Annotated in this window: 30 protein-coding genes, 1 tRNA gene and 1 riboswitch; of the genes, 14 read left to right on the top strand and 17 right to left on the bottom strand. The window is 68.2% G+C overall.

Annotated features, from left to right (window positions below):
- Positions 1-2 precede the first annotated feature (2 nt).
- Entirely contained in the window at positions 3-524 is a 522-nt protein-coding gene (idi, locus tag SOM10_RS11355) for an isopentenyl-diphosphate Delta-isomerase (protein WP_056279923.1), read from the bottom strand.
- A gap of 76 nt (positions 525-600) precedes the next feature.
- On the opposite strand from idi, the gene SOM10_RS11350 reads away from it, so the two are divergent.
- Positions 601-1,245, top strand: coding sequence for a MarR family winged helix-turn-helix transcriptional regulator (locus tag SOM10_RS11350; RefSeq protein WP_082297860.1), 645 nt, complete (start codon positions 601-603; stop codon positions 1,243-1,245).
- Position 1,246: 1 nt separating this feature from the next.
- Here SOM10_RS11350 and SOM10_RS11345 read toward each other — a convergent pair whose 3' ends face one another.
- The 3 genes from SOM10_RS11345 to SOM10_RS11335 form a co-directional block, all read right to left on the bottom strand.
- The gene (locus SOM10_RS11345; protein WP_053097221.1) at positions 1,247-1,591 is read right to left on the bottom strand and encodes a histone-like nucleoid-structuring protein Lsr2; all 345 of its coding nucleotides are present in this window, start codon (positions 1,589-1,591) and stop codon (positions 1,247-1,249) included.
- 37 nt (positions 1,592-1,628) lie between these two features.
- Positions 1,629-1,955 (bottom strand): DMT family transporter, encoded by a 327-nt coding sequence (locus tag SOM10_RS11340; RefSeq protein WP_053097219.1) that lies wholly within the window; start codon positions 1,953-1,955, stop codon positions 1,629-1,631.
- A gap of 10 nt (positions 1,956-1,965) precedes the next feature.
- A riboswitch (guanidine-III (ykkC-III) riboswitch) is annotated at positions 1,966-2,033 on the bottom strand.
- A 66-nt stretch (positions 2,034-2,099) separates the two neighbouring features.
- Positions 2,100-2,957 (bottom strand): LuxR C-terminal-related transcriptional regulator, encoded by an 858-nt coding sequence (locus SOM10_RS11335; RefSeq protein WP_295103994.1) that lies wholly within the window; start codon positions 2,955-2,957, stop codon positions 2,100-2,102.
- Positions 2,958-3,067: 110 nt separating this feature from the next.
- Between SOM10_RS11335 and SOM10_RS11330 the strand changes: the two genes are divergently transcribed.
- Positions 3,068-3,415: a DUF485 domain-containing protein gene (locus tag SOM10_RS11330; protein WP_053097216.1), complete on the top strand. Its 348-nt coding sequence runs from the start codon at positions 3,068-3,070 to the stop codon at positions 3,413-3,415.
- Entirely contained in the window at positions 3,412-5,049 is a 1,638-nt protein-coding gene (locus SOM10_RS11325; protein ID WP_056279927.1) for a solute symporter family protein, read from the top strand. The genes SOM10_RS11330 and SOM10_RS11325 overlap by 4 nt, the downstream gene beginning before the upstream one ends.
- Before the next feature lie 59 nt (positions 5,050-5,108).
- On the opposite strand, the gene SOM10_RS11320 is transcribed toward SOM10_RS11325, so the two are convergent.
- Entirely contained in the window at positions 5,109-5,624 is a 516-nt protein-coding gene (locus tag SOM10_RS11320) for a methylated-DNA--[protein]-cysteine S-methyltransferase (RefSeq protein ID WP_320490026.1), read from the bottom strand.
- Between the two features lie 190 nt (positions 5,625-5,814).
- On the opposite strand from SOM10_RS11320, the gene SOM10_RS11315 reads away from it, so the two are divergent.
- Positions 5,815-9,534 (top strand): ATP-binding protein, encoded by a 3,720-nt coding sequence (locus tag SOM10_RS11315; RefSeq protein WP_056279930.1) that lies wholly within the window; start codon positions 5,815-5,817, stop codon positions 9,532-9,534.
- Between the two features lie 270 nt (positions 9,535-9,804).
- Here SOM10_RS11315 and mscL read toward each other — a convergent pair whose 3' ends face one another.
- Genes mscL through SOM10_RS11300 form a run of 3 tightly spaced genes read right to left on the bottom strand, consistent with a single transcriptional unit; the run spans position 9,805 to position 11,143 of the window.
- On the bottom strand, positions 9,805-10,230 hold the full coding sequence (gene mscL, locus SOM10_RS11310) for a large conductance mechanosensitive channel protein MscL (protein WP_053097207.1): 426 nt from the start codon (positions 10,228-10,230) through the stop codon (positions 9,805-9,807).
- Positions 10,231-10,255: 25 nt separating this feature from the next.
- On the bottom strand, positions 10,256-10,531 hold the full coding sequence (locus SOM10_RS11305) for an FmdB family zinc ribbon protein (protein WP_053097205.1): 276 nt from the start codon (positions 10,529-10,531) through the stop codon (positions 10,256-10,258).
- A gap of 15 nt (positions 10,532-10,546) precedes the next feature.
- Positions 10,547-11,143, bottom strand: coding sequence for a 5-formyltetrahydrofolate cyclo-ligase (locus tag SOM10_RS11300; RefSeq protein WP_053097203.1), 597 nt, complete (start codon positions 11,141-11,143; stop codon positions 10,547-10,549).
- A gap of 40 nt (positions 11,144-11,183) precedes the next feature.
- Here SOM10_RS11300 and galU point away from each other — a divergent pair, with 40 nt between their 5' ends.
- The 4 genes from galU (at position 11,184) to SOM10_RS11280 (ending at position 13,791) form a co-directional block, all read left to right on the top strand.
- The gene (gene galU / locus SOM10_RS11295; RefSeq protein ID WP_053097201.1) at positions 11,184-12,071 is read left to right on the top strand and encodes a UTP--glucose-1-phosphate uridylyltransferase GalU; all 888 of its coding nucleotides are present in this window, start codon (positions 11,184-11,186) and stop codon (positions 12,069-12,071) included.
- 46 nt (positions 12,072-12,117) lie between these two features.
- Positions 12,118-12,729 (top strand): GNAT family N-acetyltransferase, encoded by a 612-nt coding sequence (locus SOM10_RS11290; RefSeq protein ID WP_053099195.1) that lies wholly within the window; start codon positions 12,118-12,120, stop codon positions 12,727-12,729.
- A gap of 82 nt (positions 12,730-12,811) precedes the next feature.
- Positions 12,812-13,669 carry a hypothetical protein gene (locus SOM10_RS11285; RefSeq protein ID WP_072591593.1) on the top strand — a complete coding sequence of 286 codons (858 nt, stop codon included), beginning with the start codon at positions 12,812-12,814 and terminating at the stop codon, positions 13,667-13,669.
- 49 nt (positions 13,670-13,718) lie between these two features.
- A tRNA-Ala gene (locus SOM10_RS11280) sits at positions 13,719-13,791 on the top strand.
- 46 nt (positions 13,792-13,837) lie between these two features.
- Here SOM10_RS11280 and SOM10_RS11275 read toward each other — a convergent pair.
- Together SOM10_RS11275 and pgi are read right to left on the bottom strand one after the other, a co-directional pair.
- On the bottom strand, positions 13,838-14,254 hold the full coding sequence (locus tag SOM10_RS11275; RefSeq protein WP_320490022.1) for a DUF2809 domain-containing protein: 417 nt from the start codon (positions 14,252-14,254) through the stop codon (positions 13,838-13,840).
- Positions 14,255-14,275: 21 nt separating this feature from the next.
- A complete protein-coding gene (gene pgi, locus SOM10_RS11270) occupies positions 14,276-15,955 on the bottom strand; it encodes a glucose-6-phosphate isomerase (RefSeq protein ID WP_320490020.1) in 1,680 nt (559 codons plus the stop codon).
- A 72-nt stretch (positions 15,956-16,027) separates the two neighbouring features.
- Here pgi and SOM10_RS11265 point away from each other — a divergent pair, with 72 nt between their 5' ends.
- The gene (locus tag SOM10_RS11265; RefSeq protein ID WP_320490019.1) at positions 16,028-17,071 is read left to right on the top strand and encodes a hypothetical protein; all 1,044 of its coding nucleotides are present in this window, start codon (positions 16,028-16,030) and stop codon (positions 17,069-17,071) included.
- A gap of 27 nt (positions 17,072-17,098) precedes the next feature.
- Positions 17,099-17,431 (top strand): hypothetical protein, encoded by a 333-nt coding sequence (locus tag SOM10_RS11260; protein WP_295101446.1) that lies wholly within the window; start codon positions 17,099-17,101, stop codon positions 17,429-17,431.
- 1 nt (position 17,432) lies between these two features.
- Here SOM10_RS11260 and SOM10_RS11255 read toward each other — a convergent pair whose 3' ends face one another.
- Entirely contained in the window at positions 17,433-18,044 is a 612-nt protein-coding gene (locus SOM10_RS11255) for a flavodoxin family protein (protein ID WP_320490018.1), read from the bottom strand.
- Positions 18,045-18,149: 105 nt separating this feature from the next.
- Between SOM10_RS11255 and SOM10_RS11250 the strand changes: the two genes are divergently transcribed.
- Positions 18,150-18,353 carry a hypothetical protein gene (locus SOM10_RS11250; RefSeq protein ID WP_053097189.1) on the top strand — a complete coding sequence of 68 codons (204 nt, stop codon included), beginning with the start codon at positions 18,150-18,152 and terminating at the stop codon, positions 18,351-18,353.
- On the opposite strand, the gene SOM10_RS11245 is transcribed toward SOM10_RS11250, so the two are convergent.
- From SOM10_RS11245 to SOM10_RS11235, 3 genes are read right to left on the bottom strand one after another with little or no spacing between them, the layout of a single operon-like run.
- Positions 18,354-18,956 carry a GNAT family protein gene (locus SOM10_RS11245; protein WP_320490017.1) on the bottom strand — a complete coding sequence of 201 codons (603 nt, stop codon included), beginning with the start codon at positions 18,954-18,956 and terminating at the stop codon, positions 18,354-18,356. It lies immediately after the preceding gene.
- 35 nt (positions 18,957-18,991) lie between these two features.
- Positions 18,992-19,432: an ImmA/IrrE family metallo-endopeptidase gene (locus tag SOM10_RS11240; protein WP_082297859.1), complete on the bottom strand. Its 441-nt coding sequence runs from the start codon at positions 19,430-19,432 to the stop codon at positions 18,992-18,994.
- Positions 19,433-19,454: 22 nt separating this feature from the next.
- Complete coding sequence (locus tag SOM10_RS11235; RefSeq protein ID WP_232224461.1) at positions 19,455-19,832, bottom strand: helix-turn-helix domain-containing protein; 378 nt, start codon at positions 19,830-19,832, stop codon at positions 19,455-19,457.
- 94 nt (positions 19,833-19,926) lie between these two features.
- Between SOM10_RS11235 and SOM10_RS11230 the strand changes: the two genes are divergently transcribed.
- From SOM10_RS11230 to SOM10_RS11220, 3 genes are read left to right on the top strand one after another with little or no spacing between them, the layout of a single operon-like run.
- Positions 19,927-20,136 (top strand): hypothetical protein, encoded by a 210-nt coding sequence (locus SOM10_RS11230; protein ID WP_056279941.1) that lies wholly within the window; start codon positions 19,927-19,929, stop codon positions 20,134-20,136.
- Between the two features lie 18 nt (positions 20,137-20,154).
- On the top strand, positions 20,155-21,084 hold the full coding sequence (locus tag SOM10_RS11225; protein ID WP_295101439.1) for an aldo/keto reductase: 930 nt from the start codon (positions 20,155-20,157) through the stop codon (positions 21,082-21,084).
- Positions 21,085-21,122: 38 nt separating this feature from the next.
- Positions 21,123-21,521 (top strand): PLDc N-terminal domain-containing protein, encoded by a 399-nt coding sequence (locus tag SOM10_RS11220; protein ID WP_053097181.1) that lies wholly within the window; start codon positions 21,123-21,125, stop codon positions 21,519-21,521.
- Here SOM10_RS11220 and SOM10_RS11215 read toward each other — a convergent pair.
- The 3 genes from SOM10_RS11215 to SOM10_RS11205 are packed head-to-tail and all read right to left on the bottom strand — an operon-like array spanning position 21,518 to position 23,751.
- The gene (locus SOM10_RS11215) at positions 21,518-22,492 is read right to left on the bottom strand and encodes an epimerase (RefSeq protein WP_230100359.1); all 975 of its coding nucleotides are present in this window, start codon (positions 22,490-22,492) and stop codon (positions 21,518-21,520) included. The two genes, SOM10_RS11220 and SOM10_RS11215, sit on opposite strands and share 4 nt — an antisense overlap.
- Before the next feature lie 8 nt (positions 22,493-22,500).
- Positions 22,501-23,130 carry a DUF4166 domain-containing protein gene (locus SOM10_RS11210; protein ID WP_320490015.1) on the bottom strand — a complete coding sequence of 210 codons (630 nt, stop codon included), beginning with the start codon at positions 23,128-23,130 and terminating at the stop codon, positions 22,501-22,503.
- Positions 23,131-23,139: 9 nt separating this feature from the next.
- On the bottom strand, positions 23,140-23,751 hold the full coding sequence (locus tag SOM10_RS11205; protein ID WP_056279948.1) for a TetR/AcrR family transcriptional regulator: 612 nt from the start codon (positions 23,749-23,751) through the stop codon (positions 23,140-23,142).
- Positions 23,752-23,790 lie beyond the last annotated feature (39 nt).

Genomic DNA, 23,790 nt, shown 5'->3' with positions numbered 1-23,790 from the left:
GATCACACCACCCCGAGGTCGCGCAGTCGGGGCAGCTGCTCCACGAGCCAGGGACTGTACGCGAAGGGGGCACCGATGACGGCGTCAGCGAACTCGGCCGGATCGACCCAGGCCCACTCGGCGACCTCGTCGGGATCGGGGGAGAGGGGGCCGTCTGCGATGGCGACGTGCACGGGGCAGATCTCGTTCTCGACGATCCCGCTCGCGTCGACCGCGCGATAGCGGTAGTCAGGCAGCACCAGGGAGATGTCGGTGAGACGGAGTCCGAGCTCGTCCTGCGCGCGTCGATGCACTGCCTGTGTCATGTCCTCGCCCGGGCGGGGGTGACCGCAGAAGCTGTTGGTCCAGACGCCGGGCCAGGTGCGCTTCGTCAGCGCTCGCCGCGTGACGAGAAGACGCCCCTGCCGGTCGAAGACATGGCAGGAGAAGGCCAGGTGAAGAGGAGTATCGGTGGTGTGCACCGCATCTTTCGCGAACACGCCTATCGCGACTCCGTCTGCAGAGAGGAGGGTGACCTCATCCAACGGGGAACCTCCTCGATTTTCGCTAGCTTAGCTAATAATCAACATAACACGAAACAATCGTGTGTAGCATGATGGCATGCACGACGGACCCGACGCCACCCCCCGCGGAAGCGGTGCGTCCGATGTGCTGTCTCGCAAGGACCCGATCTCTCCGGACGGCCTCGCGCACGCGGCGATCTACGACGTCGAGTCGGCGGATCCGCGGAGCACTCTGATCGATCGATCAGGTGTCGACCCCGAGGACCTGCGCCAGATCGCGCTCGTCATGGGCGCCCTCGGTGAGCTCCGCGACGCGGAGCAGAAGCTGTCACTCGCCTCACGGCGCTACATGCGCCTGAACGACACGGACATGCGCGCACTGCATTACCTGATCGTGTGCGCGAACCGCGGGGCCACGGCCACTCCCGGGGGGATCGCGACGCACCTCGGCATATCGACGGCGTCGACGACGAAGCTGCTCGACCGCCTCGAGAAGGGCGGACATATCCGGCGGGCGCCGCATCCGACCGACCGGCGCGCTCTCGCGATCACCATCACGCCGGAGACGCGGCAGGCGGCCATGGAGACGGTGGGTCGTCAGCAGGCCAAGCGCTTCTACTCGGCGGCGCGACTCACTCCGGACGAGCGTGACGTCGTCATCCGGTTCCTGTCCGACATGGCCCAGGAGATCACGCTCCGGGATGAGCCGTGGGCTCAACCCGGAGTCGCGACCTCAGACTGAGTCAGTGCGCGGCGTTGTACGCCTCGACGACCGGGGCGGGAATGCGGCCCCGCTCTGAGAGCGTGTAACCGTTGTCGTTCGCCCAGGCGCGGATCGCCGCGACCTCGGGATTGCGACCCGCGCGCTTCCGGGGTGCTGCTGACCGCGACGAGGCCGCCGAGCCGGCCCGTCTTCCAGCCGAGATATACGGTTCCAATGCCGCACGCAGTTCTTCTGCGTGCGCGGAATTCAGATCGATCTCGTAAGAAGTGCCATTCAGCGAGAAATGGACCGTTTCGCCTTCGCCCACTTCCAGGATGCTTCCGTCGATGTCGTCAACCAGCTGGTGCACAATTCTTCTTGCCATGGGAATACAGTACTGCCGAATATCCGAGCCCGCAGTGCTATTCGTGACCAGGGTCGATCAATTTCAGGCCGACGATGCAGCCGACGAGGCCGAGGAGCAGCAGAATCCGCGGCCAGGAGATGTCGCTGTCGCCGGTGATCATCGCCCACACCACTGTCAGAGTCGCGCCGATGCCGACCCACACCGCATAGGCGGTGCCGGTGGCGATATCACGCATGGCGAATGCGAGCCCGAGCATCGAGAGGATCAGACCGCCCGCGAATATGATGCTCGGCCACAGCTTGGTGAATCCCTCGGATTTGCCGAGCGCAGTCGCCCATACAGCTTCGAGGACTCCGGAGACGATAAGCACGATCCACGACATGACGGTCCTTTCGGACCAGTCTTTTCGCTCACCGGGTACTGGTCTGCCTCGTCCGGGGCCGGGGTTCACCGACCAGTATCCACGATAGCCCTGAGCGCTGGGCAGGGCCTGTGCAGCGCTGTGCCGCGGAGCGCCGCGCGTGACTCAGGGGAGCAGTCCGGCCCGCCGCGCCTTGGCCACGGCGGCATGGCGGGTCGAGGCGTCGAGCTTGGACATCGCCGTGCCGAGATACGCCTTGACGGTGCCCTCGCGAAGGCCGAGCTGCCCGCCGATCTCCGCATTCGTCGCGCCGAGGGCGGCGCAGGCGAGCACATCGGTCTCGCGGCGGGAGAGATGAATCGTCGGGATCGGCCCGGTACCGGTGGAGACCGCGTCGTCCGCGAGCATCACGAGGCGCTGCTCCACCTGTGCGATGCGCGCCCGAAGATCCGCATCATCGACGGATGCCGCGATGCTGCGAAGCTCGGCGAAGCTCTCCCGCAGCTCTTCGCGATGGCGCGGGGGGACGGATGCGGACGACGGCGTGACCGAGCGAAGGCGACGTTCCACCTCGTCGCGAACTCGGAGCTCCTCTGCGACGGACTGTGCGACCTGCATCGCCGGCGCCGTGGTCACGCCGCCGACGGGTGTCCGGTCCCAGGCCCCCGCGTACAGGACTCCTCGGGGACGGCCGCTCACGACGATCGGCAGGGCCAGCAGAGTCCTGAGGCCCTCGCCGAGCACGAACACGTCGTAGTCGTGCGTGATCTGCTGCGATGACCCGTAGTCGCTCGTCATGCGAGGGCGCAGCTCCATCATCGCCCGTCCGCCGAGACCGCGTTCGGGTCTGACGCGCAACCCGTCGAGGCTGTGCGTGCGGTTTCCGACGATGCTGGTGACGCTGACCACGCCCTCGTCGATCAGGCCGCCGAAGGCGACCGGGAACCGGGTGCGCTGCGCGAGCTCGCGCACTGCTCTGGCGACGAGCTCGGTCTCTGATTCCATCTCGGTCGATGTGCTCACGACTACCTACTTTCGGGGGTGACGGCGCTGTGTCCCCGTTTCGTAGCGTCGACCCTATCATTCGCCTGGCAATGCGGGGCGAGCCGCAGAACATGAGGCAAGGAGGCCCCATGACCGACCATCCGACGGCAGATTCGCCGGGAGCGATCGACTACATCGCTGTCGAGGAATCACCACGATTCCGCGAACTGAAGAAGACGCAGCGCTCATTCATCTTCCCGCTCGCGGCATTCTTCCTCATCTGGTATTTCGTCTACGTCCTGCTCGCCGCCTTCGCGACCGAATTCATGTCGCAGAGAGTGTGGGGAGATATCACCGTCGGGCTGCTCATGGGGTTGGGACAATTCGTCACCACCTTCGCGATCACGATGGGGTACGTCGCATTCGCGAACCGGAGACTCGATCCGATAGCGACCGAGATCCGCGAAGAGCTCGAGAAGGCGCAGGCTGACGCATGAACCGCATTCACGCCGCCGCGGGGGAGATCGCGGTGGAGAGCAATCCTGTTCTCAACATCTCGATCTTCGTCGCCTTCGTGGCGGTGACACTGTTCATCGTCATCCGTGCGAGCCGGAACAACAAGACGGCGGCGGACTACTACGCCGCGGGCCGCTCGTTCACGGGGCCGCAGAACGGTTTCGCGATCGCCGGCGACTATCTGTCTGCGGCATCCTTCCTCGGGATCTGCGGTGCGATCGCGATCAACGGCTACGACGGCTTCCTGTATTCGATCGGATTCCTCGTCGCCTGGCTCGTCGCACTGCTTCTCGTCGCCGAGCTGATGCGCAACACCGGCAAGTTCACGATGGCCGACGTCCTGTCGTTCCGACTGAAGCAGCGGCCAGTGCGCATGGCGGCAGCGATCACCACGCTCGCAGTGTGCTTCTTCTACCTGCTCGCGCAGATGGCGGGAGCCGGCGGGCTGGTCTCCCTGCTGCTCGGAATCGACGGCCGACTCGGTCAGTCGATCGTGATCGCCGTCGTCGGCGTGCTGATGATCGTCTACGTCCTCATCGGCGGCATGAAGGGCACGACCTGGGTGCAGATCGTCAAGGCGTTCCTGCTCATCGGCGGTGCGATCGCGATGACGATCTGGGTGCTGGCGATCAACGGATTCAGCCTCAACACGCTGCTCGAGGCGGCTGTGGCGAATTCCGACAAGGGCGACGCGATCCTCGCGCCGGGACTGCAGTACGGGGCGAACCCGTGGGACTTCGTCTCTCTCGGCATGGCTCTCGTGCTCGGAACGGCGGGGCTCCCGCACGTGCTGATGCGCTTCTATACGGTCCCCACCGCCAAGGAGGCTCGTCGTTCGGTGGTGTGGGCGATCTGGCTGATCGGCGGCTTCTACCTGCTGACGCTGGTGCTCGGCTACGGAGCAGGCGCGCTCGTCGGCGCGGACGTGATCGCGGCGGCACCCGGCGGGCCGAACTCGGCGGCGCCGCTGCTCGCCCTGTATCTCGGCGGGCCGGTCCTCCTCGGGTTCATCTCGGCCGTCGCCTTCGCGACCATCCTCGCGGTGGTGGCCGGACTCACGATCACGGCAGCAGCCTCCTTCGCGCACGACATCTATGCGAACGTGATCCAGAAGGGGAAGAAGGACTCGGCCGGAAACCCCGTCGAGCCGGATCCCAACGGCGAGGTGCGCGTCGCACGCCGAACGGTGGTCGTGATCGGCATCCTCGCGATCGTGGGCGGGATCGGTGCGCAGGGGCAGAACATCGCCTTCCTGGTGGCGCTCGCGTTCGCGGTCGCCGCCTCGGCGAATCTGCCGACGATCCTCTACTCGCTGTTCTGGCGACGGTTCAACACCCGCGGTGCGGTCTGGAGCATGTACGGCGGCCTCGCCGCGGCGATCATCCTGATCATCCTGTCGCCGGTGTTCTCCGGGTCGCCGACCTCGATGATCCCCGGGATCGACATCGTGCTGTGGCCGATGAACAATCCGGGAATCGTGTCGATCCCGCTCGGCTTCTTCCTCGGCTGGCTCGGGACGGTCACGAGCCGGACCAAGGAGTCGCCGCTCCTGGCGGCCGAGATGGAAGTGCGCTCGCTCACCGGTTTCGGGGCCGAGAAGGCCGTCGACCACTGAGCGGCCGATGACGCGAACGGGGACCCCGACGGCCTACTCGTCGGGGTCCCCGTGTGCGGTCAGCCGTGCGACTCGAGGTCGAGAAGGAACCTCTTGCGCTCGGGATGCGCGCCGTACTGACCCGTCGTGCCATCCGACCGCACCACGCGGTGGACGGGGACGACGATGGAGAAGGGACTGAGACGGCAGGCGGTGCCGACGGCCCGCGCGGCACCGGGGCGCCCGGCCAGCACCGCGACCTCCCCGTAGCTGATCGTCTCTCCCCATTCGATGGTGGTGATGGTCTGCAGCGCCGTGCGCGCGAACCCGTCGATGAGGCGCCAGTCGAGCGCCAGGTGATCGTGGAATCGCACCGGCGATCCACCGAAGTACGCGTCGAGGAGTTCGGTGACCTCGTCTGCCGCACCGGGGTCGGGTTCCGGGACGGCCCGGAGCTGGCTCGCGATGTTCTCGAGGAGCCAGGGAACCGATGGATCATTCGACTCCGAGAGGTCGAATCGGACGAGCCCCTCGTCGGAGAACACCGCGAGGGCGTCGCCGAACGGAGTCGGTGCGAAGTCATAGCGGAAGGTCATGCCTCCATACTGACCGGAGCGGGGGCGCGGCAGTGTCCCCACGAGCGCGACCGGGGGAGACCGCACCGACTCGTCGCTCGGGTGCAGAAGCAGTCCACAGGGTCGTCGCTCCGCCCTCGAGCGGGCGGAAATACGGTGAAACCCGCCCGGGATACCGCCTGTGGGGCGAGGCGCGCTTAGTGTGTGAGGTGTGTGGCGACGTGAAGGCAAGGCTGCGGATGACGCAGCGACCGATGCCGCAGTGACCCTCGGCGAATCGCACGAGCCGGTCTCCGGTATCGGCATCGCGCATGCGGCAGAGGCCGAGCGCACTCGGCTGCGTGCGGAAGCTGCTGACCTCGGCGGCTCATCGCCGCTCGTGAACTTCCGCGACACGGTCGAATCCAGCATCGACATCTCGAAGGCCCACCCCGGCAGTCTTCCCCAGTTCATCACCGGCAAATCGACCCTGCTGTCGAATCTCTATCGCGACGAGGTCGGTCTGCGCACTGCGAGGCTCGCCGCCGAGCGGATCACGGCGAAGAACACCGAGCTGCGCACCGTTCGCGGCATCGAGGCGGTGCACCTCGCAGTCGGCGTCGCCGGCTGGCGCATCGGCGGGGCGGATTTCTCGGCGCCCGTGCTGCTTCGCCCCCTCGCCATCCGTCGGCACCACTCCGACTTCGAACTCAAGCTGCAGGGCGCGTTCGAGGTGAACCCCGAGCTCGTGCGCATCGCGCGTGAGCACTTCGGCATCACGATCGACGCCGCGGCTCTCGCCTCCCTCGCCTACGACGGCGGGATCTTCAAGCCGCAGCCCGTGATCGACAGCCTTCGGGCCACGACGCGGTCGATCGACACCTTCACGGTGCTGCCGCGGCTCGTGGTCTCGACCTTCGCCGATGTCGGCGGTGCCATGTCCCGCGACGGCGGGAGTCTGGACCACGTCGTGCTCAACGCTCTGGCCGGTCACGTCGGTGACCGCGAGCAGGTCTCGGCCCGCCGACCCGCGCCGCACCACACCGGACCGGACGACCGGGCGCCGGCATCCGACAATCTGCTGCTCGATGCGGATGCAGAGCAGGAGGCGCTCCTCGCCAGGATCGCCGCCGGACATTCGCTGACCGTCGCGACGCTCCCCGGCACAGGCGGCACACAGACCGTGATCAACGCGCTCGGCGAACTCGTGCGGGCCGGCAAGAGGGTGCTCGTCGTCTCGGCGCGACGGTCGACCCTCGACGGCGTGCGGCACCGTCTTGCGGGCATCGGCCTCGACAGCCTGGCGGTGTCTCCCGCGAACGTGCGTCGGGACCTCGTCCGCGCGATCGGCCGGAACGAGAAGGCGACGGCTCCGAAGGTCAGCGACGTCGATGACGCTCTCGTGCGTCTCCGCACGGTGCTCAGGGATTATCGCAGCGCTCTCACCGCTCCGGTCGCGGGGACGAACTCGTCGGTGCTCGACGCCACCAGGCATCTCACGAGGCTCGCCTCCCTGCCCACCCCGCCGTCGACCACGGCGCGACTCAGCGCCGAGACCCTCCGCCGTCTCGCTGACGATCGCTCGTCGGCGGCAGCGGCGCTCGCGCAGGCCGCGCGCCTCGGCGAGTTCCGCTTCGGACCCGACGACTCGCCCTGGTACGGAGTCACGTTCTCGAGCACCGAGGCTGCGAAGTCGGCGCACCAGCTGGCAGCGCGTCTGCACTCCGACAGCGTGCCGGCCCTCCTCGAGCGCGGGTATGCCCTCATCGCCCAGACGCATATGCGCCCGTTCTCGACGATCGACGAGCTCGGTGAGTACCTGCGGCTGCTGCAGGGCATCCGCGACTCTCTCGACCGGTTCAGCCCCACCGTCTTCGAGCGTCCGCTGGGCGAGCTCATCCAGGCTCACGGATCGCGCCGCGACGCGCCCGCGATGTCCGGGGCGAACCGGCGTCGGCTGCGTCGTCTCGCCAAGGAGTACGTGCGCCCGGGCGTCCATGTCACCGAGATGCACGAGTCGCTGCTGCGCATCCAGGCGCAGCGCACCCAGTGGCAGCGGTTCGTGGAAGCCGGGGTTGCGCCCGAGGTTCCACTCGGGCTCGCCGACGTCCACTCGTCGTGGCAGCGCGTCACGGCTGAGCTCGCCGAGCTCGATGTCGCGCTCGGCCGCAGGGAACCGCTGTCGACGCTCCCCGTCGCCCGCCTCGTGCGCACTCTCGCCGGTCTCGCGGCGAAGTCCGACGTCTTCGACAACCTCGTGGAGCGCGCGCAGCTGCGCGATCGGCTGGCTGACCTCGGTCTCGAGCCGCTGCTCGCGGAGCTGTCCGTTCGCCACGTCGCCGAGTCGCGCGTGGGTGACGAGCTGGAGTTCGCCTGGTGGCAGACACTGCTGGAGCGGGCTCTGCAGGAGGATCGAGCGCTGCTCGGTGCGAACACGGCGGTGGTCGACCGGCTCGAGCGGGACTTCCGTCTCGTCGACGAGGCGCACGCCGCGATGGCCGGTCCATTGCTCGCCTGGCAGCTCGCGAACCAGTGGAAGATCGCCATCGTCGATGAGCCGCAGGAGTCGCAGAACCTCAGGCGTGCACTGAAGCAGCCGGCGACGACGACAGCCGAGATCGTGAGCTCCGCGCCCACCCTCGTCGGCGTGCTCGCGCCGGTCTGGATCTCGTCTCCCTACCTCGTGCCGCAGATCCCCGACTCCGTCGAGTTCGACACGGTGCTCCTCGTCGATGCGGCCGCGATCAACCTCGCCGAAGCGGCCCCGGCGATCCGCCGTGCCCGTCAGGTTGTCGCTTTCGGCGATCCGGTCACTCAGCTTCCGACAGCGTTCCACGTCGCCGTGGACCCCGGCCCCGAATGGGAGCACGAGGTGCCCTTCGACTCCGTGTCGGTGTTCGAGCGCCTGTCCGAACTGCTTCCCGTGATGACCCTCACGCGCAGCTACCGCGCGGGCGGCGAGGACCTCGCAGAGCTCATCAACGACGCGTTCTACGGCGGCGAGATCGTCTCTCTGCCCTGGGCGGGCTCGTACCTGGGTCGCGGCAGCCTCACCGTCGACTACGTCGAAGGCGGCACCGGGGCGCCCGACCCCGTGTCGGGTGCGGTGGAGAGCCCCGAGGCAGAGGTCGCACGCGTCGTCACGCTGGTCGTGGAGCACGCCGTGCATCGCCCGGACGAGTCGCTCATGGTGGTCACCGCGAGCAGGCGTCACGCCGAGCGCGTGAGGGCCGCCGTCACCTCGGCATTCGCCGGGCGCTCCGACGTCGCCGACTTCGTCGGTCGCGACACGGCCGAGCCCTTCGCGGTGCTCACCCTCGAGGAGTCCGTGGCTGAGAGCCGCGACCGGGTGATCTTCTCACTCGGCTACGGCCTGACCAAGCACGGCCGAGTGCTCAGCGACTTCGGCGACCTGTCCACGCCGGATGGGGAGCGGCTGCTGACGGTCGGGATGACCCGCGCCCGCCGGTCCATGGTGATCGTCTCGTCGATCCGCCCCTCGTCGTTCGACGACGGCCGCCTCGAGTTCGGCGCCGCCACCCTGATGTCGATCCTCGGCGGCCTCGCCACCCGGGGACGCGACGCACGCCTGGAGGATCTCGCCGACCCGCTGACGCTCGCCCTCGCACGAGAGCTGCGCCGTCTCGGCGCAGCGGTCGACGTCGACTACCGCGGTCTGCTGCCGCTCGTCGCACAGCACAACGGCAAGGCCGTCGTCATCGAGTCCGACCCGGAGTCTCGTGGCGAGTCACTGCGCGAGGCCCTGCGGCTGCGCCCGAACGTGCTTCGCCGCCTCGGGTGGCATTACGTGCGCGTGCACGCCTTCGACCTCTACAGCGACCCCGTCACGGCGGCCACGCGCATCGCGGGAGTCTTGGGAATCTCGGCATCCGCGGCCCGAGCCGACAACGACACGCAGCCGATCGATCTCACCGACCCGCAGAATGACTGATCAGCCGGACTCCGGTGCCCCGCGGCAGAAGGTCGTGCGGGTCGCCGGATCGCGGCGTGCCCGGCTGACTCCCGTGCCGGGCACCGACACGGACCCGGATCGGGTCGTCCGGGAACCTCAGCGGACGACGGGCCCGAAGGGGCCCAACGACGACCGCCTGATGCAGGACGTGCCCCCGCACTACTGAGCACCGGCGGCTCAGGCGTGTTCGGGAGACGACGATGCGCACGGCCCGAATCGGACCGTGCGCTTCGCGGTGCGGACTGCGAGTCAGCTGCGCGGCTTGTTCCCGGCGAGCAGGTCGCGGATCTCGACGAGCAGCTCGGCCTCGGTGGCGGCCGCCGGCTCTTCTTCCGGCTGCTCGGCCGCGGTGCCCTTGCGCGCCTCGACGTGGGCCTTGAACGTGTTCATCGGCAGCACGAAGACGAAGTACACCACCAGAGCGACCGAGAGGAAGCTGATGATCGCCGAGATGAGATCGCCGATGGGGAACGTGACGGTATCTCCGTAGATGCTCTGCACCTGCGGTCCGAAGTTGCCCGTCGCATCCGCCTTGAAGAACAGCGAGACGAGCGGGGTGATGATGCTGTTCACCACGGCGGTGACGATCGCCGTGAACGCGGTGCCGATGACGACCGCGACCGCGAGGTCGATCACGTTGCCGCGGAGGATGAAGTCCTTGAAACCTTTGAGCATGGATGCCTCCGGGGAGTCGATGGGGTCAGGAAGAAGAGGTGCTGGTCGACGCGGGGGCCGGGGTCGTGGTCTTGGCCGGCTCCGCCTTCGATGATGCCGGGGCGGATGCGGAAGAGCCGGAGCCCGCTCGCGAGTCGGTGCGATAGAAGCCGGATCCGTTGAAGGTCACGCCGATGGATCCGTACTGCTTGCGCAGCTCGCCGCCGCATTCGGGGCAGACCGTGAGCGCGTCGTCGGAGAAGCTCTGCACGGCGTCGAAGGCGTGACCGCACGAACGGCAGGCATAGGCATAGGTGGGCATTGCGATCCTCGCGGGTCAGCGTCGCGTGGGCGACAGGTGGAGGGTCTGCGTGGGAGTCACGACGCCGGTGACCGGCTGGTCGTGAACCTCCCTCGGCAGGAAGTCGAGTACCTCGGAATCATAGATGACTGCGTAGACCGGAGGGCACTTCTCCATCGAACCGATGGTCTTGTCGAAGTACCCGCGCCCCCAGCCCATGCGCATCCCGGTGCGGTCGACGGCCGCGGCGGGGATCACCATCAGGTCGACATCATTGACGGCGATCGGACCGAGCACCTCGCCGGTCGGCTCGGGAAGCCCGAAGAGGCCTTCCGCGACGTCGTCGTCATCGGTCGCCACGGCCCAGTCGAGAAGGCCGTCGGCCCGTGTCACAGGAAGCAGGACCCGGATGCCGCGGCGCACCGCGCCGGTGACGAACTCCCGGGTGCCCGGCTCGGTCGTGGTCGAGAGGAAGCATGAGATCGACCGGGCGCCGAGCGCGTCGACCAGCTCGTCGAGGCGCTGCGTGATGGCGGATGCCGCGGCCTCCCGCTGCGAGTCGCTCAGCAGCTGGCGGCGTTCGCGGAGCTCGGCGCGAAGCGCGCGCTTCTCATGCTCTACGTCGTGGGACATGGCTCCGAGTCTACGGCGGCATCCCCACTAGGCTGGGTGGATGGGTATACGGAAGATGAAGGCTGTCATTCCTGCTGCCGGTCTGGGAACGCGTTTCCTGCCGGCGACGAAGGCGATGCCGAAGGAGATGCTGCCGGTCGTCGACAAGCCGGCGATCCAGTACGTCGTCGAAGAGGCCGCCAGCGCCGGGATCGATGACATCCTCGTCATCATCGGCCGCAACAAGAACGCGATCTCCAACCACTTCGACTCGGTCCCCGAGCTCGAGGTCAAGCTGATGGAGAAGGGCGACACGGGGCGTCTCGAGCGCGTCATCCATTCGAGCGACCTCGCCGACATCCACTTCGTCCGTCAGGGTGAGCCCAAGGGACTCGGTCACGCGGTGCTGCGTGCCCGCACGCACGTCGGCGACAGCTCCTTCGCCGTGCTCCTCGGCGACGACCTCATCGACGAGCGCGACCAGCTGCTCACCGAGATGATCGCCGAGCACGAGCGCAGCGGCGCCGCGGTGATCGCCCTCATGGAGGTCGACCCCGCGAGCATCCACATGTACGGCGCCGCCGCCGTCGAGGACATCGAGGGATCGGATGCCGTGCGCGTCACCGACCTCGTCGAGAAGCCCGCACCCGAGGACGCGCCGTCGAACCTGGCGATCATCGGCCGTTACGTCCTGCCCGCCTCGATCTTCGAGGTGCTCGAGCGCACCGAACCCGGCAAGGGCGGCGAGATCCAGCTGACCGACGCGCTGCAGGAGCTGGCCACCAGCGCCGACGGCCCCGGTGTGGTGGGCGTCATCTTCCGTGGACGCCGGTACGACACCGGCGACCGCGTCGACTACATCAAGGCGATCGTCCAGCTCGCCTCCGACCGCGACGACCTCGGCCCCGAGCTGCGGCCGTGGCTCAAGGAGTTCGCGGAACGCCTCTAGGCGTCGACGCGGCGTCGGGAGCGCGCGGATGGATCAGGCGACGGGGATGCGGCATGGTCCCATCGAGTTGCGCCTCGTGCGCTCTCGGGATGCGAGGGCTCTTCAGCACGAGCTGTTGAGCAATCGCTCCTGGCTGCAGCCGTGGGAGGCCACCGTCCCGTACGGATCGGTCTCGTTCGACATGCGACTCAGCATCCGCCGTCTGCTGCAGCAGTACCGCGACGGCGCGGGCTATCCGTTCGTCATGGAGTACGAGGGTGAGATCGCCGGGCAGCTCAACGTGTGGGGAGTCGCCAGGGGGTCGTTGTGCTCGGCGACCATCGGGTACTGGGTGAGCGAGCGCTTCGCCGGCAAGGGCATCACGCCCACAGCCGTCGCGCTCGCGACCGATGCCTGCTTCACGGAGTATGCGCTGCACCGCATGGAGATCTGCATCCGGCCCGAGAACGTCGCGAGCCTGAGGGTCGTGCAGAAGCTCGGCTTCCGCTACGAAGGGCTGCGTCGCCGTTACATCCACATCGACGGCGACTGGCGGGATCACTACGCGTTCGCCCTCACTCGCGAGGATGTGCCGCAGGGCGTGCTGGCCCGGTGGCTGAACGGCGAGGTGCCTCCGGACGCCGCGACGATCCCGCCGTCGGACCGTTTCGCGCTCTGACACGCCGCTGACTTCAGAACTCCTCGCGACACACGCTCCGACTGAGCGTCGTGACCAGCGATGTTCCCGTACCGTTGTCGACATGGACGGGCCGGTGCTGAGCGGGGGAGTGATAGTCCTCGTCGCTGTGCTCCTGTGGATGCTCTACCTGCTGCCCTCCTGGCGTGGGCGCTTCCAGTACGACGCCGCGGAGCGCAACGCCGTCAGACTGAACCAGGCCCTGCGGGTGCTGGCCGAGACCAGCGAGACCCCCGGCGAGGTCCGTCTCGAACTCAACGCGCGGACTGCCCTCGCGCAGCAGAAGCTCGCGAAGCGCCTGCAGTCCGAGAAGGAAGCCGCTGAGCTCATGAAGCTCCGCGAAGAGCTGGCTGCGACGAGGGCTGATCCCGTCATGCGACAGGCCCGCGCGCGTCGCCGCGTGCGCATCGTCGCCACCTCGACCCTGCTTCTCGGTCTCGTCGTCACGGGGCTCGGCGTGTGGCAGCTGATCGCGCTTCAGGCGCAGCTGCTGCTCTGGGTCGGCGGGTCGGTCATCGTCGTCGCCGGCTTCGCCCTGCAGCGCATGTCGGCTGTCGCCGCCCGCGCCGCCCGGCGTTCGGTGCGCGTCGTCGAGCAGCCCGTGCAGAGGGCAGAGCCCGAACTGCACGATCAGGGCCCGGCGACATGGACTCCGCGTCCGCTGCCCGAGCCGCTGGTGTCGGTCGCAGGCTCGCGCGCGCAGGTGGCGAGAGCGGAGCTGGATGCGCAGGAGAAGCGCCGCGCTGCGGCTCGTCTCGCCGAGCTTCGTGAGCGAGCGGAGCGCATGGCGCCCGCCGCACCCGTGCAGATTCCCGCGGCCTCGCAGGCCGCCGCGTCTCCGTTCGCGAAGATGGGATACGTCGACGACGCGGAGATCGAGGCGCATGTGCGCGACCTCCTCGCGAAGCGTGCAGCGGGCTGATGCTCGCGGCACGAGAGGGTCTTCGAGCGTGATAGCGTAGAAGACGTCAGGGCCTATGGCGCAGTTGGTAGCGCGCCTCGTTCGCATCGAGGAGGTCAGGGGTTCGAATCCCCTTAGGTCCACCGACGAGAAAGACCCCCGAGCATCGCTCGGGGGTCTTTCTTCTGTCTACTGTGCGCGTGCGCGGAGACGGCGACCGATCGCGTGGTCGCAGAGGGCGGCGGCACCCGCGCCCACCGCGTAGGCGACGAGGTCGCGCGCATCGAATCCGACGCCCAGGACGAGTCGCACCGGCCAGAAGGCCTCGGACCAGATCGCCGGCAGACCGGTGAGCTGGAAGCACTCGATCAGCATGCACAGCGCCGCGGCGCTCGCACCCACGATCCAGACCGGGGCTCGTGGGAGCACGATCGCGATGACGACGTAGATCATCACCGCATAGAGGGCGTCGCCGAGTGCGTTCGCGATCGGACCACGACCGACGACGTGTGTGACGAGACCGGCCGCGACCACCAGGACGGCGATGACGAGCAGTGCCCGGCGACGCGCACTGACGTGCGCGTCGCCGCGTGTGACCGACTGCATTCGCCGCTCCCGCTGTCTCGCCTACTTCCGGTTCGCGCGGTAGTAGGAGAGCAGCGTCTTCGTTGAGGCGTCCTGCGCGTCGATGGCCGCCTCGTCCCCGCCGATGGCCGGAGCGATCTGCATCGCGAGCTGCTTGCCCAGCTCGACGCCCCACTGGTCGAACGAGTTGATGCCCCAGATCGTGCCCTGCGTGAACGTGATGTGCTCGTACAGGGCGATCAGCTGACCGAGCACCTGTGGTGTCAGCGCGGGTGCGAAGATCGAGGTCGTCGGGCGGTTGCCGGCGAACGTGCGTGCCGCGACGAGCGCTCCGGTGGTTCCCTCAGCCTCGACCTCTGCGGCGGTCTTGCCGAAGGCCAGAGCCTTCGTCTGGGCGAGGAAGTTCGCCAGGAACAGCTCGTGCACGTCCTGCCCGCCGTCGGTCAGAGGGTAGGCCGGGTTCACGAACGCGATGAAGTCGGCCGGAATCAGCCGGGTGCCCTGATGGATGAGCTGGTAGAACGCGTGCTGGCCGTTGGTCCCGGGCTCTCCCCAGAACACCTCGCCGGTGTCGGTGGTGACCGGGGTGCCGTCCCAGCGGACCGACTTGCCGTTGGACTCCATCGTCAGCTGCTGCAGGTAGGCCGGGAACCGGCTCAGCTGCTGCGCGTAGGGCAGCACCGCATGCGACTGCGCGCCGTGGAAGTTGACGTACCAGACGTTGAGCAGACCCATCAGCACCGGGACGTTGCGCTCGAGAGGCGTGGTGCGCACGTGCTCGTCGACCGCATGGAAGCCGGTCAGCAGATCGCGGAAGGTATCGGGTCCGAGCGCGATCGCGAGCGACAGGCCGATCGCGGAGTCGACCGAGTAGCGGCCGCCGACCCAGTCCCAGAATCCGAAGGCGTTCGCCGGATCGATCCCGAAGGCCGCGACCTTGTCGAGGGCGGTCGACACCGCCACGAAGTGGTGCGCGACGGCGTCGGTGCGGGCGTCCTCGTCGTCGGAGATGGCTCCCGAGGCCTGGAGTCCGGCCCACAGCCAATCGCGCGCCAGGCGGGCGTTGGTGAGCGTCTCGAGGGTGGTGAAGGTCTTGGACGCGACGATGAAGAGGGTCGTCTCGGGGTCGAGGTCCGCGGTCTTCTGCGCGAGGTCGGTGGGATCGATGTTCGACACGAACCGCGCCTCGATCCCGGCATCCGCATAGGGCTTGAGCGCCTCGTAGACCATGACGGGCCCGAGGTCGGAGCCGCCGATGCCGATGTTGACGACATGGGTGACGCGCTTTCCGGTGATGCCGAGCCACTCTCCGGAGCGAACTCTGGTGGCGAAAGTGCTGAGTGCGTCGAGCACGGCCTGCACGTCGGCATCCACGTCCTGTCCGTCGACGACGAGCGCGGGGGAGGAGTCGGCCGGTCGACGCAGTGCCGTGTGCAGCACGGCGCGGTCCTCGGACGTGTTGAGGTGGCTTCCCTGGAGCATCGCGGCGTATCGCTCGGCGACTCCCGTCTGCTCGGCGAGGCGCAGAAGCGCTGCGAGAACGTCGTCGGTGACGAGGTTCTTCGACAGGTCGACGTGGAGGTCTGCGAGCGGGAACGAGAATCGCTCCGCACGGTCGGCATCGGCGGCGAACCAGCCTCGCAGATCGGCGGTGATCGACTCGCGCAGCGCGGCGAGTTCGGACCAGGCGGGAGTGAGTGTCGGATCAACAGGAGCGGTCATGGATCCACGGTACTGCCGCACGCGACGTCGTGACCCCGTGATGACGTCCGGCCTCGCTCTAGGATGGGGGCGATGACCGACACGGCGCCCACGACGACCTCGGAGCGGAGGCTGCGACGCGAAATCGGCCGCCGGCTCGTGCGGGCTCCGCTCGCGGGGGGAGTGCTCCTGCTGGTGGCCGCGACGGTGTGGACGATCGCGGGCGACGACCTGAGCTTCTTCCCGTTCCTGCTCATGCTGCTCGGCGGCTGGAGCATCGCCTTCTCCTTCGTCAACGCGACGATGGACATGCGCCCGGTGCGCGCCGGCGTCGCCGTGCACCTGGGTGTCGCCGTGGTGCTGACGGCTGTGATGATCGTCGTGATCGACGCCGGGAGCGAGCTGCTCGCAGGCCTGCCCGAACCCGTGCGGGCGGTCATCGTCGTGCTGCAGATCGCCGCCGGTCCCGCCGCGGGATGGATCTGGCTGGGCCTTCTGTCGCGCGTCACAGACCGCATCGGACGGCGTGATGCCCTCAGGCGCCCGTCTCCTGTCGCACCCGAATGGGAGCGTGACGAGAACGGCGACGGATCCCACGTCCAGTTCTCTGCCCTCGACCTGCGCATGCGGGCGCTGACGGTCGCCATCGTGGCGGTGGTCCTCGTCGTCGGCACCGCGGGCACCGTGCTGCTCATCGCATTCGACGACGCGGTGATGCACATGGGCGCCCGCCTCGCGATCATCCTCACGGGCGCGGTCGTCGGACTGCCGGTCTATCTGATGCTCCGCGCCGTGCTGAGGCGACGGACGCTGTCCTGCAGCGTCGCGTTCGGCGATGACGATCTGCGCATCCGCGCCGGCAACGCGACCCACCGCATCCCCTTCCGGCAGCTGCAGCATCTCGTCTGGCGGACGCGATCAGACTACGCCCGCATCGAGGTGCGCGGCGCGGGCGTCGATCTCTCGCTGATCACCGGGCTCGCGAAGCCGCCGTCGGGCCGCACGGCCGAACTGCCCGCGCTTCCGCGTCGGGTCTTCCGACGACTCGAGCTCGCAGGGCTCGACGTGGAGCGTTCGCGCCGTGATGAGGTTGTGACGTTCTCGCCGCGCCAGAGCGCGCACGCGAGTACACGATGACACGCGCGTCGGGGTACGGTTTCCTTCATGGGAAGACTGCGATATGACGGCACTTCGGAGCCGATCCTCATCGACGACGAGACGCTCGCTCATCTGAAGGTCATCGTCGGCACGAAGCTCCGTCGCCAGGAGAGCTTCATGATGACCTGGCATCCTCGCGAAGGCGGCGACCCCGGCCGTCTCACCGTCTGGATGCACCCGGCGATCCCGCTGCAGTTCCTCTTCACCTCTCCGGACCCGCACAACATCGAGAAGGCGCGCATCGAAGAGATGATGCGCGCTCTCAACGCGACGGGCGAGCTCGTGATCGACGACTACGTGCAGCCGAAGGCTGACAGCGGGAGCGCGTCGAAGTCCTGAACTACTCCGCGGGGTATCCGTCTGCCTGGAGACCGCGGGCCAGGTGCACGGCATTGCGCACTGCCGTCGCCGTGGCCTGCGCGACCTTCTCAGGGGTCGTGGAGAGATCCTTGTAGTCGATGGTCTGCATCGCCTCGCCGTTCCAGTAGATCGACGACTGGGCGGGCAGCGAGTACCCGACGTCGTTCAGCGCCTGGAACAGGATCGCGGCGATGTGGTGGGCTCCATCCTCGTTGCCGACGATTCCGGCGATCGCGACCTTGTCGAACAGGATCGGTCGGCCCGCATCGTCGGTCTCGCTCAGTTCGGCGTCGAGGCGTTCCAGCACCCGCTGCGCGACACTCGAGTGCTGGCCCATCCAGGTGGGGGTCAGGAACACGAGGATGTCGGCCGCCAGCACCTGCTCGCGCAGAGTCGGCCATTCATCGCCTTCGCCCATGTCGGTCTCGACGCCAGGGCTGATCGAGTGATCGACGGCGCGCACCAGCTGGCCGGCGACTCCGTGCTCCGCGAGAGCTTGCAGGATCTGGGACCCCAGGAGGTCGCTGCTCGATTCCGCGGGAGACGGCTTGAGGGTGCAGGAGATGGCGAGGGCAGTCAGTCGTGTGCTCATCCCTGCACGCAATCACCCCCGCGGGCGATCGCCCAGGGGGTTCCGTCGCTGCCGCGTGTGCGCTAGGCGGTATCCTGGATGACGGCCGCTACGACAGGAGATCCCGTGATCCTCAGCTTCATCTTCTTCATGATCCTCTTCCTCGGAGGCATCTGGCTCATGGGGCTCGCGCAGTCGCTCGAGGACTTCCAGGCGATCGTCTTCATCGCCGGCCTGCTCATCGTGAGTCTGTCGCTCGCGTTCGTGATGCGCGCCAGCGGCTCGGCCACCCGTCGCAAGGACAACTGGTCGGGCAACGCCACCGAGTAGTCAGGCGCGTCTGGCCAGCCTCGCCTCGAGGTTGGCCTTCACCGCGGGCCACTCGGGCTCGATGATCGAGAACTCGACGCTGTCGCGCAGCGCGCCGTTGCGGTATCGGCTCATCGCGCGCATGACACCGTCCTGCTTCGCTCCCAGACGTTCGATCGCCGCCCGCGACTGGAAGTTGACCCACTGCGTCGTCAGGCCCACACGGAACACGCCGAGGTCCTCGAACGCGTGCCGGAGCAGCAGCAGCTTCGACTCGGCGTTGGTGCCGGTGCCGTGGGCCGACGGGCGATTCCAGGTGTAGCCGATGTGCAGCCGGGGGACGTCGGCCTCCAGGTCGTAATAGGACGTGAGGCCGAGGATCCGTCCTTCGGCGTCGAACGCGGTGAACGGGATCATCCCACCGGTCTCGATCAGGCCGATGCGACGGTCGATCTCGGCGGCGAGCCCGTCGGGGGAGGGCACCGAGGTGTACCACGCCTGCTTCCACAGCTCACCCTCGAGCAGCGCATCGAGGAGGCCGTCGTGATGAGACGTCTCCAGAGGTCGGAGTTCGACGAGGCGGCCGGTGAGGATGATCGGGGCCGGAGCGGTGCGGAAGGTCATGCAGCCATTCAATCAGCGCCGCGCCCGGCGCCATGTCACACGATCGGGGCGCGATGCTCCCATTGGCCCCGCCCCATCCTCGCGCCGACGTACGTGGTGTCCCCGACGCGACGCAGCAGCCGTCGATATGCGGTCACGAGCTCGACGGTCACTCCCAGCTCGAAGGCGAGGCTGGCGGGGTGGGTGCCTCGCGCTCTCTCGGCCTCGGCGTACGCGTCGGCGTCGATCAGCAGTCGGGCCGCCCACTCGTCTGCTCGGCGCTCCTGTCGCGCGCGGATCGACGAATCCGCGGTGGGGGTGTGACCGAGCATCGCGTGCCCGAGCTCGTGCGCGATCACGCTGGATGTGGCCCTCGCGCTGAGACCGGGGGTGACCCGGATGGTCGCGGTGTGCGGTTCGTAGCCGCCGGGGCGCCGACCTCGCCGTTCGATGAGGTGCAGCCCGTTCTCTTCGAGCAGGCGAAGGAGGGCCTCCATGATCCTCCTCGCCGGGTGGTCGTCAGTCGTAGAGATCGTCGGTGTCGTCAGCGTGCGCGAGAGGAGACTCGAACGCGACTTCGGATTCATCCTGGCGTCGACCACGGACATCGGTGCGGGGGTGCAGGGCGGTGATCGTGGCGCCGCCGCGGAAGCCCTCGGAACGGAGCCGCTCTTCGGCACGCGTGATCACCACGTGCGGTGCGATGTCGAGGGCCGCGCTGACCGCGTACAGGATGGGAACCGGGATCGAGCGCTTGCCCGTGACGTAGTTGTCGAGAGCGCTCCTCGCGATGCCGACCTCGCGCGCCATCGCGGCGATGCTGCTTCCGGCGGCGGCGATCTCGGCGCGGAGCTGGCGGCCTACCGCCGCATTGAACTGCTCGCCCGGTGTCTTCACGTGAGTCACGATAGCACCGGCATGAAGCCAGGATGCCGTCATACTGGTGCGCTGAACGCTTGTCGCACCCCGTATGCGGCGATACTGTCTATGAATGACGACAGATGTGCGACGTGCGGTGGCGAATGCGATCGAAGAAGAACTGCGTCGCGGGGGCCGGGACGCACCCTGGCTCTCCGATCGAGCGGGAATCGCCCGCGCAGCGCTCCGCAGGAAGCTCGCGGGTGAGGCCGACTTCACCGTTGCCGATCTGGCCGACATCGCGCAGGCGCTCGACATATCGGTCGCGCGGCTCACGCCCTGACCGCACTAGCGTGGGGGTATGAAGACCATCCCCTTCGGATCCGCCACAGCCCCCGCCGTCGTCGCAGGAATGATGCGCATCGATGACAAGGATGATGCGCAGATCCGTGAACTGTACGACACCGCCCGCAGTGCCGGCATCGACTTCTTCGATCATGCCGACATCTACGGCGGCAGCATGCACTTCTGCGAAAGCCGCTTCGCCGATGCGCTGGACCTCACGGCCGCCGAGCGCGACGAGATCGTGCTGCAGACCAAGTGCGGAATCCACCCCGCCGAGGGCACGTTCGACTTCTCATACGAGCACATCGTCCGCCAGGTCGAGGGGTCGCTCGCGGCGCTTCGCACAGACCACATCGACGTTCTCCTGCTGCACCGCCCCGACGCGCTGGTCGAGCCCGAGGAGGTCGCCAGGGCGTTCGACGAGCTCGAGGCCGCAGGCAAGGTCCGCTCGTTCGGCGTCTCGAACCACACGCCGCGGCAGATCGACCTCCTGCGCACCGCGGTCACTCAGCCCCTGGTCGCCAATCAGCTGCAGCTGTCGATCACGCACGCGCCGATCCTCGCGCAGCCGGTCGCCGCGAACATGGCAGGCGAGGACCAGAGCATCGTCCGCGACGGCGGAGGCATCGTCGAGTACTGCCGCATCAACGGCATCACGATCCAGGCGTGGTCGCCCTTCCAGGGCGGCTTCTTCACCGGGGTGTTCCTCGGCAACCCCGAGTATGCCGAGCTCAACGCCGTGATCGATCGGCTGGCTGCGTCGTACGCGGTCGCACCGATCGCGATCGCGACGGCGTGGATCACGCGTCACCCCGCGAAGATGCAGGTCGTGCTCGGAACCACGACCCCGCAGCGGGTGCAGGATGCCGCTGCCGGCGCCGACATCGAGCTCACGCGCGCCGAGTGGTACGAGCTCTTCCGCGCGGCGGGTCACCTGCTCCCGTAGCAGGCGCGCGAGACTCGGGCGTCGTCTACCCTGAACACATGCCGTTCCTGTTCTCGCTCCTCGTCATCGCGCTGATGATCGGCGCGCTGGTCGACATCATCCGCCGAGACGACGCGCAGGTGAGATTCCTGCCGAAGATGGCGTGGATCATCATCGTGATCCTCCTGCCGCTGATCGGCGGTCTGCTGTGGTTCGCGATCGGCAGGGAGTACTCGGAGGCGGGTCTGCGGCTTCCCCGGATGCGGCCGGCTGCGCGCCCCGCGACCCGCCGACCCGAGCCACGCCAGGCCCCGCCGGTCGACGCTCGCAGCACGGAGCAGCAGATCGCGGATCTCGATCGTGAGATCGAGGAGTGGCGGCTGCGTCAGGAGATCGAGAAGCGCCGGCGAGACGAGGGCGACGCGTCGTCGAGCGGGGCCGCGGACACGTCGAGCTAGCCGACGCGCTCGAGATCGAAGGACTCCCGCAGGGCGTCTTCGAGGTGGGGATACGCGAACTCGAACCCGGCGAGCGTCAGCTTCTCGGGGATGACCCACCGGCTCTTGAGGATCAGCTCGGTCTCGGTGCGGATGCCGATGGCGCCGAGCTCGAGCATCCACCGAGGCATCGGCGGACCGATGCGTACCTCCAGCAGCCGCCGCACGGTGGCCATGAAGTCGGCGTTGTCGGTCGGGTTTGGAGATGCGGCGTTCACGGGCCCGTCGAGGGTCGGCGTGACCTCGAGGAAATCGATGATGCGGGCGACGTCCTCGACGTGCACCCAGCTGAACCGCTGCCGTCCGCGGCGTGCGCCGGGGCGGTGGCCCGTGCCCGCGGCGCGGCGTGCGCGGCTGATCGGCCAGCGCCCGTCGTGCTGCGCCCCTCCGAGGCCGAGTCGTGCCAGGTTCTTCAGCGGGCCGAGCACGCCGCCGTGGCCGAGCACGATCGCACTGCGCAGGGCCACCCGCCGCGTCCGGGGGAGGTCGTCCGCGAACAGCGCGCGCTCCCACGCCTTGGCCACCTCGACGGAGAACCCCGTGCCGATCTCGCCCGACGACTCGGTCATCGGACGCTCTTCGGCATGACGGTAGATGGTCGCCGTCGAGGAGTTGACCCACAGTGGGGGAGGATTCGCGGCCTTCGCGATGGCGGAGCTCAGCGACGAGGTCGTGTCGAGCCGCGAGCGGAAGATCGCGGCTCGGTTCTCGGGCGTATAGCGGCAGTTCACGCTCTTGCCCGCCAGGCCGATCACGAGCGACGCACCGTCGACGGCCCGATCGATCGCCGCCTGGTCTCCCCAGGAGATGTCGGCGCCGGATCGCGAGACGGTGATCACCTCCCGCCCCGCTGACCGCAGACGGGGGATCAGGTACTGCCCCATGAAGCCGGTCGATCCGCCGATCACGACGGGTCCTGCGGAGCGGGGCATCGGATCCGTCACGGGGTCTCGCTCTCGATCGCGTACTCGAAGAATCCCGTGTACTCGTAGACGCGGCCGAGCAGCGGGGCGTCGATGGTCATGTTCACGTGGTGCCGCTCGCGCTGTTCGTCCCAGCGCTCGACGAGACCGATGCGCGGACTCAGGAAGCGCGGAGCGGTGATGCGCAGCCGCCCGAACCGCATCCCGATCCGGCGGATGGTCAGCACGACGGCACCGTCACGCACGTCGATGTCGAAGGTCGTGACGACCGTGCGACGGGGGCCGATCTCGTTGCGGAGGATGCGGTTCGCGCCGAGGGAGACGACGTCGGGCATGACCCAGGTGCGTCCTGGGAGATCGAAGTGCCTGACTGCCAGCGCCTCGCCCGCGACCGTGCGGTTCTCGATGCGGAACGGGACGTCGTGCTCCCATCCGGCGAACGCGACTCCGAGGGATTCCGCGATGCGGAACACCGGCCACAACCAGCGATGGCGCGAGCCCGCGGTCGTGAACACGCCCGTGCCGACTCCGACATGCCCGTCGGGGATGGTGCGGAAATACCAGGCGGTCTTCGGGTGGAGTTCCGAGATGCGCTCGCCGAGCGCGCGCTCGTAGGGCGACCGTCGATCAGTGCCGGGTGCTGTCACACCCTCACCCTAGCGAGAGGTCGGACGCAGCAGTCGATCGAGCAGGGCGAGTGCCTCATGCTGCGGCGCGGTGTCGTCGAGGAGCCACTGCGTCTGCAGGCCGTCGGAGGCGGCCACGACCAGAGCGGCGACGGCCTCGGCATCCACGTCCTCGCGTATGAGACCCGTGTCCTGCTGCTCTCGCACGAGCGCGGCCATGTCCGTGCGCAACCGCGCGAAGCGCGTCGTCGCGAACTCACGGGCAGCCGGGTGCCCTTCTTCGAGTGCGGTCGCGACGAGCATGGAGTAGAGCTGGACGAGCCCGGGGACCTCGCGGTTGGTGCGCGCCGACTCGATCATCCGCTCGACCGGGGTCGCCTCGGCCGGGAGGGCGTCGGGCTGCTGGCGACCGGGCGCCGTGCTCTCCTGGTAGACCGCGACGAGCAGCTCCTCCAGCGACCCGAAGTAGTGGGTGAGGGCCGCGTGAGTGACGCCGACGGCACTGGCGATGGAGCGGAGGCTCGTGCGGTCGGCTCCGCGTGCGGCGAAGACCTCGATGGCGCGATCGAGGATCTCCTGGCGACGGGCGATGCCCTTCGCGTAGGCACCGCGCTGCCGCGGGCGATCCTGATCCTGACTCATGAGGCGAGTCTACAGATTGAAAACTTCCGCGCGGAGGTA

The sequence above is a fragment of the Microbacterium sp. CFBP9023 genome, assembly GCF_034045055.1.
Lineage (GTDB): Bacteria > Actinomycetota > Actinomycetes > Actinomycetales > Microbacteriaceae > Microbacterium.
Note: the sequence above shows the minus strand (reverse complement) of the source record. Positions and strands in the feature narration are given on the sequence as shown.

Coding starts and splice junctions, on each gene's coding strand:
- SOM10_RS11350 (WP_082297860.1), top strand. CDS start 601: ATGCACGACGGACCCGACGCCACCCCCCGCGGAAGCGGTGCGTCCGAT.
- SOM10_RS11345 (WP_053097221.1), bottom strand. CDS start 1,591: ATGGCAAGAAGAATTGTGCACCAGCTGGTTGACGACATCGACGGAAGC.
- SOM10_RS11340 (WP_053097219.1), bottom strand. CDS start 1,955: ATGTCGTGGATCGTGCTTATCGTCTCCGGAGTCCTCGAAGCTGTATGG.
- SOM10_RS11330 (WP_053097216.1), top strand. CDS start 3,068: ATGACCGACCATCCGACGGCAGATTCGCCGGGAGCGATCGACTACATC.
- SOM10_RS11325 (WP_056279927.1), top strand. CDS start 3,412: ATGAACCGCATTCACGCCGCCGCGGGGGAGATCGCGGTGGAGAGCAAT.
- SOM10_RS11320 (WP_320490026.1), bottom strand. CDS start 5,624: ATGACCTTCCGCTATGACTTCGCACCGACTCCGTTCGGCGACGCCCTC.
- mscL (WP_053097207.1), bottom strand. CDS start 10,230: ATGCTCAAAGGTTTCAAGGACTTCATCCTCCGCGGCAACGTGATCGAC.
- SOM10_RS11305 (WP_053097205.1), bottom strand. CDS start 10,531: ATGCCCACCTATGCCTATGCCTGCCGTTCGTGCGGTCACGCCTTCGAC.
- SOM10_RS11300 (WP_053097203.1), bottom strand. CDS start 11,143: ATGTCCCACGACGTAGAGCATGAGAAGCGCGCGCTTCGCGCCGAGCTC.
- galU (WP_053097201.1), top strand. CDS start 11,184: ATGGGTATACGGAAGATGAAGGCTGTCATTCCTGCTGCCGGTCTGGGA.
- SOM10_RS11290 (WP_053099195.1), top strand. CDS start 12,118: ATGCGGCATGGTCCCATCGAGTTGCGCCTCGTGCGCTCTCGGGATGCG.
- SOM10_RS11285 (WP_072591593.1), top strand. CDS start 12,812: ATGGACGGGCCGGTGCTGAGCGGGGGAGTGATAGTCCTCGTCGCTGTG.
- SOM10_RS11275 (WP_320490022.1), bottom strand. CDS start 14,254: ATGCAGTCGGTCACACGCGGCGACGCGCACGTCAGTGCGCGTCGCCGG.
- pgi (WP_320490020.1), bottom strand. CDS start 15,955: ATGACCGCTCCTGTTGATCCGACACTCACTCCCGCCTGGTCCGAACTC.
- SOM10_RS11265 (WP_320490019.1), top strand. CDS start 16,028: ATGACCGACACGGCGCCCACGACGACCTCGGAGCGGAGGCTGCGACGC.
- SOM10_RS11260 (WP_295101446.1), top strand. CDS start 17,099: ATGGGAAGACTGCGATATGACGGCACTTCGGAGCCGATCCTCATCGAC.
- SOM10_RS11255 (WP_320490018.1), bottom strand. CDS start 18,044: ATGAGCACACGACTGACTGCCCTCGCCATCTCCTGCACCCTCAAGCCG.
- SOM10_RS11245 (WP_320490017.1), bottom strand. CDS start 18,956: ATGACCTTCCGCACCGCTCCGGCCCCGATCATCCTCACCGGCCGCCTC.
- SOM10_RS11240 (WP_082297859.1), bottom strand. CDS start 19,432: ATGGAGGCCCTCCTTCGCCTGCTCGAAGAGAACGGGCTGCACCTCATC.
- SOM10_RS11230 (WP_056279941.1), top strand. CDS start 19,927: ATGACGACAGATGTGCGACGTGCGGTGGCGAATGCGATCGAAGAAGAA.
- SOM10_RS11225 (WP_295101439.1), top strand. CDS start 20,155: ATGAAGACCATCCCCTTCGGATCCGCCACAGCCCCCGCCGTCGTCGCA.
- SOM10_RS11220 (WP_053097181.1), top strand. CDS start 21,123: ATGCCGTTCCTGTTCTCGCTCCTCGTCATCGCGCTGATGATCGGCGCG.
- SOM10_RS11215 (WP_230100359.1), bottom strand. CDS start 22,492: ATGCCCCGCTCCGCAGGACCCGTCGTGATCGGCGGATCGACCGGCTTC.
- SOM10_RS11205 (WP_056279948.1), bottom strand. CDS start 23,751: ATGAGTCAGGATCAGGATCGCCCGCGGCAGCGCGGTGCCTACGCGAAG.